The sequence below is a fragment of the Kitasatospora sp. NPDC007106 genome (assembly GCF_040634455.1).
Classification (GTDB): Bacteria; Actinomycetota; Actinomycetes; order Streptomycetales; family Streptomycetaceae; genus Kitasatospora; species Kitasatospora arboriphila.
Genome location: NZ_JBEYFP010000224.1, coordinates 1 through 8,873 on the forward strand (window position 1 = coordinate 1; position 8,873 = coordinate 8,873).

An 8,873-nucleotide genomic window follows, 5' to 3' on the forward strand; every position below is an offset into this window, starting at 1 on the left:
GGACCGGTCGCGCTCGCAGTGGTCTTCGACACCCGCCGGGACACCGAGTGGGCGGACGGCGTAGAGGACGAGGGCGGACGCGGTGAACAGCGCGCCGACCACCTGCATGCCGGCCGGGATCACACCGGTCAGCGCGGAGATGGTGAAGGCGGTGATCGGGACGACGTCCATGAACAGCACGCCGTTCAGCGGGCCGAGGTTGCGGTTGCCGATGTTCCAGGCGAGCACGCCGCCGAAGCCGGCGATCAGGCTCATGTAGGCGAGTTCGGGCAGGATCGTGACGACCGCGTGGCCGGTCGGCACCGCGACGGCGCCGGTGGCGAGCAGCACCGCGGTGATGACCACGGCGCTGCCGAGGCCCAGCACGGTGGTGACGGTCGTGTACTTGATGGGCGACCAGCTCGGGAAGTAGGTCGCGCCGGAGGTGTAGATCACCCAGCAGAGCGCGGCGAAGAGCAGCAGGGCGTCGGCGCCGTAGTTCTGCGGGGTGTTGAAGAGCGCGGCCACGTCGCCCTTGGTGACGACGAGGATCACGCCGACGAAGGACAGCCCGATGAAGGCGAAGGACCACTTGGGCGGCACGACCTTGCGCAGCACCCAGTTCACCAGGAAGCCCATCATCGGCATGGTGGCCATCATGATCGAGGCGATCAGCGCGCCCTGCTCGCCGATCAGGTCCTGGCCGAAGAAGACCAGGAACTGGAAGCCGGCGAATCCGGCGGTGCCGAAGAGCCAGGCGAGGCCGACCCGCTCGCCCTTGAGGCGCAGTCCGGCGACGCCCTCCCGGGCGCGCAGGACGACCACGAAGATCAGGCCGGCGATCCCGTAGCGCAGGCAGGTGAAGGTGAAGGGGTCGATGTACTTCAGCGTCACGTCCATGAGGGGGAACATGGCCCCCCACGAGAGCGTGGCCGCGAGGCACAGCAGGACCCCTCGGGCGTACTTCTTCTGGTCGTTCACAGTTCTCCTGTCAGGGAGTCGGGGTGAGGTGGGGCGGCACGCAGGACGGCGGTCATGCCGTCGTCAGCTCCATGCGGTCGGCCGCCGAGGCCGCGTTCTCCTGCCCGATCAGGTCGAGGACGGTCGACAGCAGCTGCGCGGTGCGCACCTTGCCGGTCGGGCTGTACGGGATCTCGGGGACGGTCACGACGCGCGCGGGCAGCTGCGGTGCGCGGCGCAGGCACGCGGCGAGGACGGCACGGGAGCCGCTCGCCTCGCGCTCGGGGGAGATGGGGGCGAAGGCCGCGACCAACGTCGGGCCCTCGTCGGGGAGGTCGACCTTGAGGACGGCGGTCTCCCGGACGCACGGGAGCCCGGTGAGCTCGTCCTCGAGGGCGAAGATGTTGACGTCCAGCGGGTGCCGGCCCTCGGCCTTGGTGACGCCGTCGTTGCGGGCGCTGAGCTCGATCCGGCCGCCCTCGTCCATGACGCCGCTGTCGCCGGTGAGCAGGTACTTCTGGGTGCGGCCGGCGTGCTCGATCATCAGGAAGTCGGGCTCGGCGGAGGCGTAGCTGTCCATCAGCTGGTAGCTGGCGATGGCGATCCGGCCGAGCTGCCCCTTCGGCAGCGGGCGGTGCTCCGGGTCGAGGACGAGGATGGTGCTGCCGGGCATCGGACGGCCGGAGCGGGCCGGTGCGACGTGCAGCTCCTCGGGGCCGATCATGGTGTTCAGGCCGGTCTCGGTGGTGCCGTAGTACAGGTGCAGGACGGGGCCGAGGCGGTCCCAGGTCTGGTTGATGACCCAGCGGTTGAGGTGGCGGCCGCCGGAGAGCAGGAAGCGCAGCCGGGACGTCTTGTGCAGGTGCTCGGAGGCCGGGTGGGAGATGAGCCGGTTGAGCACCGGGGGCACCATCAGGGTGGTGGAGACGCCCTCGGCGACGATCAGCTCGGCCATCTTCTCGGCGTCCTCGTACGGGCTGAGCACGACCGAGCCGCCGAGCGAGAGGAAGATCCGGGCCCAGCCGGGGCCGGAGGAGTGGTACAGCGGGACGGTGACCATGTGGACGTCGTCCTCGTCGAAGGAGTACTGGTCCACCAGGTCGGAGAGCCGGCGCGCCTCGAACGAGGAGTTGCGGATCACCAGCTTGGGGATGCCGCTGGTGCCGGAGGTGAAGGAGAAGGCGGTGAACGGCTGCTCGACCGGGGTGGTCGGGGCCGGCTCGTAGGCGGCGAGCGCCTGGAAGCAGACCGCGCCGGGGGCGGCCGGGCCGGTGTCGTAGTCGTCGTTCTCCGGGCCGGCCAGGTGGATGCTCAGGACGTCGCGCGTGCCCGGCCAGCCGGACCGCTCCAGCAGCGGGCGGCGCAGCGGGGTGCTGATGAGCACGGTCGGCTGCAGCTGCTCCAGGGCGCCGGCGGTGGCCTCGGGGGTGGTCGTGTAGTCGAGGCCTATGCAGGGCACGCCGAGGGTCGCGCAGGCGGCCATCACGACCACCAGCTCCCAGCTGTTGCAGGACATGAAGGCGGCGCGGGCGGGGCGCTCGGCGGGCAGGTGGTCGGCCAGGCCGGTGGCCACCCGGGCGACCTGCTCGGCGAGTTCGGTCCAGGTGAGGCGGAAGTCGCGGTCCACCACGGCCACGTGGTCGGGGCGCCGGGCGGCGTGCTTGCGGATGTCGTCGAGCTTGATCATGCGTTACTCCGATGCAGCGGTGGTGGCGGACGCCGTCTCGGGGGCCGGGGCGGCGGCGGGTTGCGGCTGGTAGAGGGTGTAGATCTCGCTGCCGCTGGCGCGCAGCGCCCGGATCTCGGCGCGGGTCGCGTCGCAGAGCTTCTCGCCGGGCACGGTGATGGGGATCCCGGGCGGGTAGGCGATGATGAAGTGGTCGGCGCTGTCCTCGTGGAGGGCCGCGGAGGTGGTGCGGTAGGTGCGCTGGATGACCCGCAGCGCCTCCAGCAGCCGCAGCAGGGTGCCCTCGTCGACGCCGATGTGGACGTGGAAGAGGACGGCGCCGCCGCTCTCCCGGGCCACGTACAGGGCGTACTCGTCGAACAGGATGCGGCGGAAGTCGGCGGCGGTGATGCCGAGGGCGCGGATGTCGACCAGGACGCGGGTGGGGTCGTCGGAGACGAGCATCGCCGGGTCGGTGAGGTGGCCCTCGGGGCCGAGGGTGCGGTAGGCGGAGAGCCGCGGGTCGGTGGCGATCTCGGTCCGCAGTGTGCGGGCGAGCATCAGCGACCGCTCCAGCAGGGCCTCGCCCTCGTGCTCGGCCTGCAGCCGGGCGAGGTCGAGGCTGGCCAGCACCGGGAAGCTCGGCGAGGTGGTGTGGTGCTGGAAGAGCGCCTGGGCGGTGCGCTCCTGCGCCTCCCGATCGCCCACGAGGTGCAGGTACGAGCCCTGCCGCAGCGCGGACATCGACTTGTGCGCGGAGTGCGTGACGGCGACCGTCATGGGCAGTGACGGGTTCTCGGCCCGCAGCTGCTCGACGGCGGCGAGGGCGGTGAGCGGGCGCAGCTGCGGGTGGAAGCGGTGGATGGCGCCCCACGCCTCGTCGACCAGGACGTTGACGGTCGGGTGGATCCGGGACATCTCGGCGAGCAGCGTCGGCAGGTCGTAGCGGACGCCGTCGTAGGAGACCGCGGAGAGCACGACGGTGTCGAAGGGGCGGCCCTCGGCGGCGGCCTCGGCGAAGCTGCGGAGCAGCACCGGCAGGTCGGCGAAGGTGCGCGGGCAGGTGTCGCAGCAGCGCCGCATGGGGGCGTACTCGACGTCGACGGTCAGCGAGCCGAGGGCGAAGTGCACGGACTGGTGGCAGCTGCGGTCGGCGAGCACCCGGCCGCCGGGGCGGGTGAGGGCGGCGAGCGCGACCCGGTTGGCGGTCGAGGTGCCGGCCGAGAGGAAGAGCGTGGTGTCGGCGCCGAAGGTCCGGGCGGCGAGCCGCTGGGCCTCGCGCAGCGGGCCGTGCGGGCGGAAGAACGAGTCGAGCATGGTGCCGCTGTAGGACACGTCGGCGGCCAGCTGCGCCTGCCCGAACAGGGCCTCGTACACGGCCTTGGTCCGGGAGTTGAGGATGGACCGGCCGTGCGAGAGCGGCAGCGCGTGGAAGGACGCGATGTCGCGTCTGGCGACGCGCAGGACGGCGTCGGCGAGCGGGGTGGCGCTCGGCTCCGGGGGGCCGAGCTCCGACGCGGCCTGCGGGACGGTTTCCGGCCCGAGGGCGGTGCTGCTGGCTGGGGTCATGGGTGTGCACTCCAGAGGGGTATCGGAGCACCCGGGAGAGGGCGTGGGCTGAGTGCCTCGCCTCCATGAAATAAAACCTTCGCGCCGGTATCAAATCTCATCGGGAATTCTGATGGCTGCGCAGACTTCCCGCAAGGCGTGCCGGACCGGCGCGCGGTGTACGGATGGGGCGCCAGTGGCCGATGAGGGGAACCTTGACGGATCCGCGCGCCCCTGCCGCCGATTCACGCACGTCGCAACGCCCGGACGCGCACAACCCGGGCCGGATCACGGCCATCGGCGCCGCCCGGCCGGCGCCGTTCCGGCACGGAGCAGTTGGCGGCCCGTCAAAAGTTCGCACAGCAAGTACGATCATCAGACTCGCGCGCGGGGTGGGCTGCGTTCCGCTTCACACTTTCCGACCGTTCGGTCTGGTCCGGGCGGGGGCGGCAACGGACGACCGAGCAGGTCGGCCGCACCCCGCCGGCCGGCACCTGGCGGAGGTGACGGCGTCCGGCGGAGTCGCCGTCAGAGTCCGGCCGCGACGAGGATGCGCTCCATCCGGTCCCGCGGCAGCACCGGCCCGGCCGCCGCGTCGTCGGCGACCCGCGGTTCCGGGTCGGCCAGCAGCCGCTCCAGCAGGTCCGCATCGGCGTGGGGATGCCGGGCCACGGCCGCCCGCAGGAACGGCTCCTCGCAGTCCGCGAGCCGCCGCAGCTCCGCGAGGGGCAGCCCGGGGTCCTTCAGGGCGAGGAGGCGCACCCGCGGGTCCGCCTCGTCCACGAAGGCCCGCAGCGCACGGCGCGGGACGTTGGGGTGGTCCGCCAGGAACGGCGGGATGCCGGAGACCTCCCCGTGGGCGCGGAGCAGCCGCTGGAACGGGCCGACGGCGGCGGCTCCCCCTGTGCGGGCGGGTCAGGGCAGGAGGACGGCCTTGCCCCGGTTGCGGCGGGCCTCCAGGTCGGTGTGGGCGCGGGCCGCCTCCGCCAGCGGGTACGTGCGCCAGATCGGGACGGTGAGCTTCCCCCGGGCGGCCAGGAGGGCCAGCTCGGGCACGGACTCCTCGCCCTGGCCGGAGGTGCCCGCGCTGAAGCGGACGCCGTGCTCGGCGGCGGCCGTGTCGGCGATGGTGATGACCCTGCCCGCGTCCCCGGTCAGGGCGACGGAGTCGGCCAGCACGCCCGCGCCGGAGGCGTCGAGGACGAAGTCGACGCCCTGCGGGGCCGCGGCCGTCACCCGGCCCACCCAGCCGTCGCCGTAGCGGACGACCCTCGCGCCCATGGCGGTGACGCGTTCGACGTCCTGCTCGCCGGCCGTGCCGACCACGGTGATGCCGCGGGCGGCGGCCAGCTGCACCGCGATGATCCCGACGCTGCCGCCGGCGCCGTGGACGAGCAGGGTCTGCCCCTCCTGCACGCCCAGCTGCTCCAGCACGCGGTGCGCCGTCCGGCCGACGGTGACCAGCGAGGCGGCGGCCTCCCAGGACAGCGCGGGGGGCTTGGCCACCGGCCGGTCCAGCAGGGCGTACTCGGCGTAGCTGCCGCCGGCGGTGGAGCCGAGGACCTCGTCCCCCACCGCCGCGCCGGCGTTCTCGCCGACGGCGTCGACGACACCGGCCGCGTCCAGTCCGGGCACCACGGGGAAGCTCACGGGGGCGTCGGCGGCCATCCGTCCGGAGCGGATCTTCAGGTCGAACGGGTTCACGGAGGCGGCCCGGACCCGGATCCGGACCTGGCCCGGTCCGGGCTCCGGCGGGTCGACCTCCGACAGCCGCAGCACCTCGGGTGCGCCGTACTCGGAGAAGGTGATCGCTCTGGACATCGGGAACTCCCGGGGTGAGACGGACGGACGGAACCGCAGGTGCCCTGACCCACTCTGCGGCGGCCCGGCCGGAACCGCCGCCGGAGGCCGACGCCGGGAAGCGCGTGCCCGGGTTCAGAGCAGCACGGCGCAGCCGCGGTCGCGGAGGTCCGACAGCCAGTCCGGCAGGACCTCCGGCTTCGTCCAGCGCAGGTCGAGCTTCTCCAGGTCCGGCAGGGCGGCGAGCCCTGCGGGCAGCTCGGTGATCCGGGTGGCCCGCAGGTCGAGGTGCCGCAGCCGGGTGAGGCCGGCCACGGACTCCGGCAGCCGCCGCAGCGGATTGTTCCGCAGGTCCAGCACCCGCAGTTCCGCCAGCCCGCCGACGGCGGCCGGCAGCTCGGTGAGCCGGTTGTCGGTGAGGTGCAGCTCGCGCAGCGCCGGCAGGCGGCCGATGGTGTCCGGCAGCGCCGTCAACCGGTTCCGGTGGAGACGCAGTTCGCGCAGGCCCGCCAGCCCGCCGATCGACGCCGGCAGTGCGCCGAGCCGGTTGTCGGTGAGGTTGAGGTAGGCGAGCCGGTCGAGGCGGCCGAGGCTCTCGGGGACGGCGGTGAACCCGTTGTCGCTGAGGTAGAGGAAGTCGGTGAGTCCGGTCAGCGCGCCGACGGCCGCGGGGACGTGGTCGAGGCGGTTGTGCCCGAGGTCGAGCATCCGCAGGCGGGTGAACGCCCCGATGTGGTCGGGGACGCCGGTGAGTTCGTTCTCGGCGAGGTTCAGCGAGTGCAGGCCGGTCAGCCGCCAGAGGCTGTCCGGGACGTCGGGCAGGCCGTTGCCGCCGAGGCTCAGATGGCGCAGTGCGGGCGCGTCGCCGAGTTCGGGCGGCACGGTGCCGATCCGGTTGCCGTACAGCAGCAGGGTGTGCAGCGCGGGCAGGGCGGCGACCGACGGCGGCAGGTCGGCGAGCCGGTTGCCGTCCAGGTCGATCAGCCGCAGCCCGGGGTACGCGGCGATGTCCGCGGGCCAGCGGGTGAGGTCGGCGTGCGGGGCGCGCAGGGCGGTCGGGGTGCCGTCCGCGTCGCGGCGGAGGGCATCGGCCGGGAGGGTCACGGGAGACTGCCTTTCGGGTCCGTGCGGTCGGTCGGGCACCGTGCTCAACTGCGGTTCAGCGAACGGGTGACGCCGGCCAGGGTGGCGGTGGTGAGCAGCCAGCCGGCGGCGATCAGGGCGTAGCCGAGCCACTGGTGCAGGCCCGTCCAGTACCAGGCGGTGCGCTGGCCGAAACCGCCGATGGGTATCAGCAGGTCCATCGTGTAGATCAGCGGGTTGAACGGCGCCCCCTGCCCCGCCTGGACGGCGGTCGGCGAGCCGTGGCTGAACGCCGCTGTACCGGCCGCGATCAGGGCCGCCAGCCAGACCGCGGCCTGCCACGGGCGGTAGCCGTAGCCGACGGTCGCGTCGAGGAGCCGGCCCCAGACCCGGCCGAGCGGTCCGAGGGTGCGCCGGCGGCGGCGCTGCTTGGCCAGCAGCACCCGGCGGGCGTCGTCGTCGTGGCCGATCCGCCGGTACCAGGCCGCCAGCTGCTCGTACGGCTGCGGGGTGTAGCCGGGGGTGCGGCCCAGCCAGGCGAGGCGGTCGTCGAGGCCGGTGGCGCCCTGCAGGGAGGTGTACACGAGTCCGTCGAGCCGGGTGTCGGCGCTGCGCGCGGGCACGTTGTCGTGCAGGACGGCGACCTGGGCGGCGCTCAGGTCGACCGTGCCCTCGGGGACGGCGGCCGGGGTGAGGTGCAGGTCTCCGGCGGTGAGGCGGGTGGCGTCCAGGGCGGTGGTGCCGTCGCCGTGCAGGCGGGCGCCGTCCAGCGAGAGGCGGCTGCGGACGGTCGCCCCGGGCAGCTTCAGCACGCCGCGGGCGGTGAACCCCTCGGTGAGGATCATGGTGGAGGCGGTGAGGTCGTCCCCGGAGAAGGCCTCGCCGCCGGGGTTGTCGATCTGCGCGCCCTCCATGAACAGCCCGCCGCCGAAGGTCGCGCCGACCAGGCGCAGCCCGCCGCGGGAACGGAAGCCCTTCCGGGCGAAGCAGCCGCCCTCCATGACCAGCCCGCCGGCCCAGAGCGCCCAGGCCGGTGCCGGCCGCTCCTCGGGGCCCGCCGGCTCCAGCAGCTCCGATGCGGTCAACCGGACGCCGCTGAGCCGGAGTTCGCCGGTGATGTGGGCGCGGGTGAGGGTGAGCCTGCCCTCGATCACCGAGTCCTCGAAGAACAGGTTGCCGTCCACCCGCAGCAGCCAGCCGTCCAGGCCGGGCAGCCGGCAGCCGAGGAAGGAGGTCGAGCGCACGGTCGCCCCGCGCAGCAGCACCCGCTGCTCGAAGGTGCAGTCCCGCACCTGCACCGGCAGCTCGACGGCGGCCCCGGTGAGGTCCAACTGCCCGGTGACGGTGGCGCCGACGAGCCGCAGCCCGCCGACCCGCCCCCGCACCGCGGCCGGCCCGCCGCCGAGCAGCAGCGCGGCCACCACCTCCGCCCGGACGGCCGTGTCCGCCGCACCCCGCAGGTCGAGCTCCTCCCCCCGCGGGAACGCCTCCCACAGCCGCCGCTCCGCTTCACCCAGCTCCTCGTACGCCGGCACCCGCCACTCCCCCGTCCGGTTGACACCGGGTCAGGAGCGTAGTGGACGGGACGGGGACGGCTGCGGGGCTATCCGCCGAGCAGCCGTTCACGGAGGACCTCGGCCTTGCGGAGACCTCGCTCGACGGACCAGGGGACGTCCTCGGCCACCTCGCGGAGCAGCGCGACCGCCTCGTCGAGAGCAGTCAGCGCCTCGACCGACTCCGATCCGGTGCCAGCCGACACCCGGGCCGCGGCGAAGCTGTACAGGACGTCGGCGAGTTCCAGCGCGTGGGCCCTCGCGTCGCGCGCGACGAGCCCGCG

8 protein-coding genes are annotated in these 8,873 nt (G+C 73.7%); all 8 read right to left on the reverse strand.

Annotated elements, in window-relative coordinates; genetic code table 11:
* Nucleotides 1-960: DMT family transporter (locus tag ABZ641_RS18590; protein ID WP_359983091.1), on the reverse strand; the 960-nt coding region annotated here is incomplete at its 3' end.
* Between the two features lie 52 nt (nucleotides 961-1,012).
* On the reverse strand, nucleotides 1,013-2,626 hold the full coding sequence (locus tag ABZ641_RS18595; RefSeq protein WP_344625842.1) for a class I adenylate-forming enzyme family protein: 1,614 nt from the start codon (nucleotides 2,624-2,626) through the stop codon (nucleotides 1,013-1,015).
* 3 nt (nucleotides 2,627-2,629) lie between these two features.
* Complete coding sequence (locus tag ABZ641_RS18600) at nucleotides 2,630-4,174, reverse strand: arginine decarboxylase (protein ID WP_344625843.1); 1,545 nt, start codon at nucleotides 4,172-4,174, stop codon at nucleotides 2,630-2,632.
* 507 nt (nucleotides 4,175-4,681) lie between these two features.
* Nucleotides 4,682-4,936, reverse strand: a complete 255-nt coding sequence (locus ABZ641_RS18605) for a hypothetical protein (RefSeq protein ID WP_344625844.1) — start codon at nucleotides 4,934-4,936, stop codon at nucleotides 4,682-4,684.
* 132 nt (nucleotides 4,937-5,068) lie between these two features.
* Nucleotides 5,069-5,974: an NADP-dependent oxidoreductase gene (locus ABZ641_RS18610; RefSeq protein ID WP_359983094.1), complete on the reverse strand. Its 906-nt coding sequence runs from the start codon at nucleotides 5,972-5,974 to the stop codon at nucleotides 5,069-5,071.
* A gap of 114 nt (nucleotides 5,975-6,088) precedes the next feature.
* Nucleotides 6,089-7,057: a leucine-rich repeat domain-containing protein gene (locus tag ABZ641_RS18615; protein WP_344625846.1), complete on the reverse strand. Its 969-nt coding sequence runs from the start codon at nucleotides 7,055-7,057 to the stop codon at nucleotides 6,089-6,091.
* 44 nt (nucleotides 7,058-7,101) lie between these two features.
* Entirely contained in the window at nucleotides 7,102-8,571 is a 1,470-nt protein-coding gene (locus ABZ641_RS18620) for an oxidoreductase (protein WP_359983098.1), read from the reverse strand.
* Between the two features lie 68 nt (nucleotides 8,572-8,639).
* Nucleotides 8,640-8,873 (reverse strand): hypothetical protein (locus ABZ641_RS18625; RefSeq protein WP_359983100.1); only part of this gene is annotated, 234 nt, incomplete at its 5' end.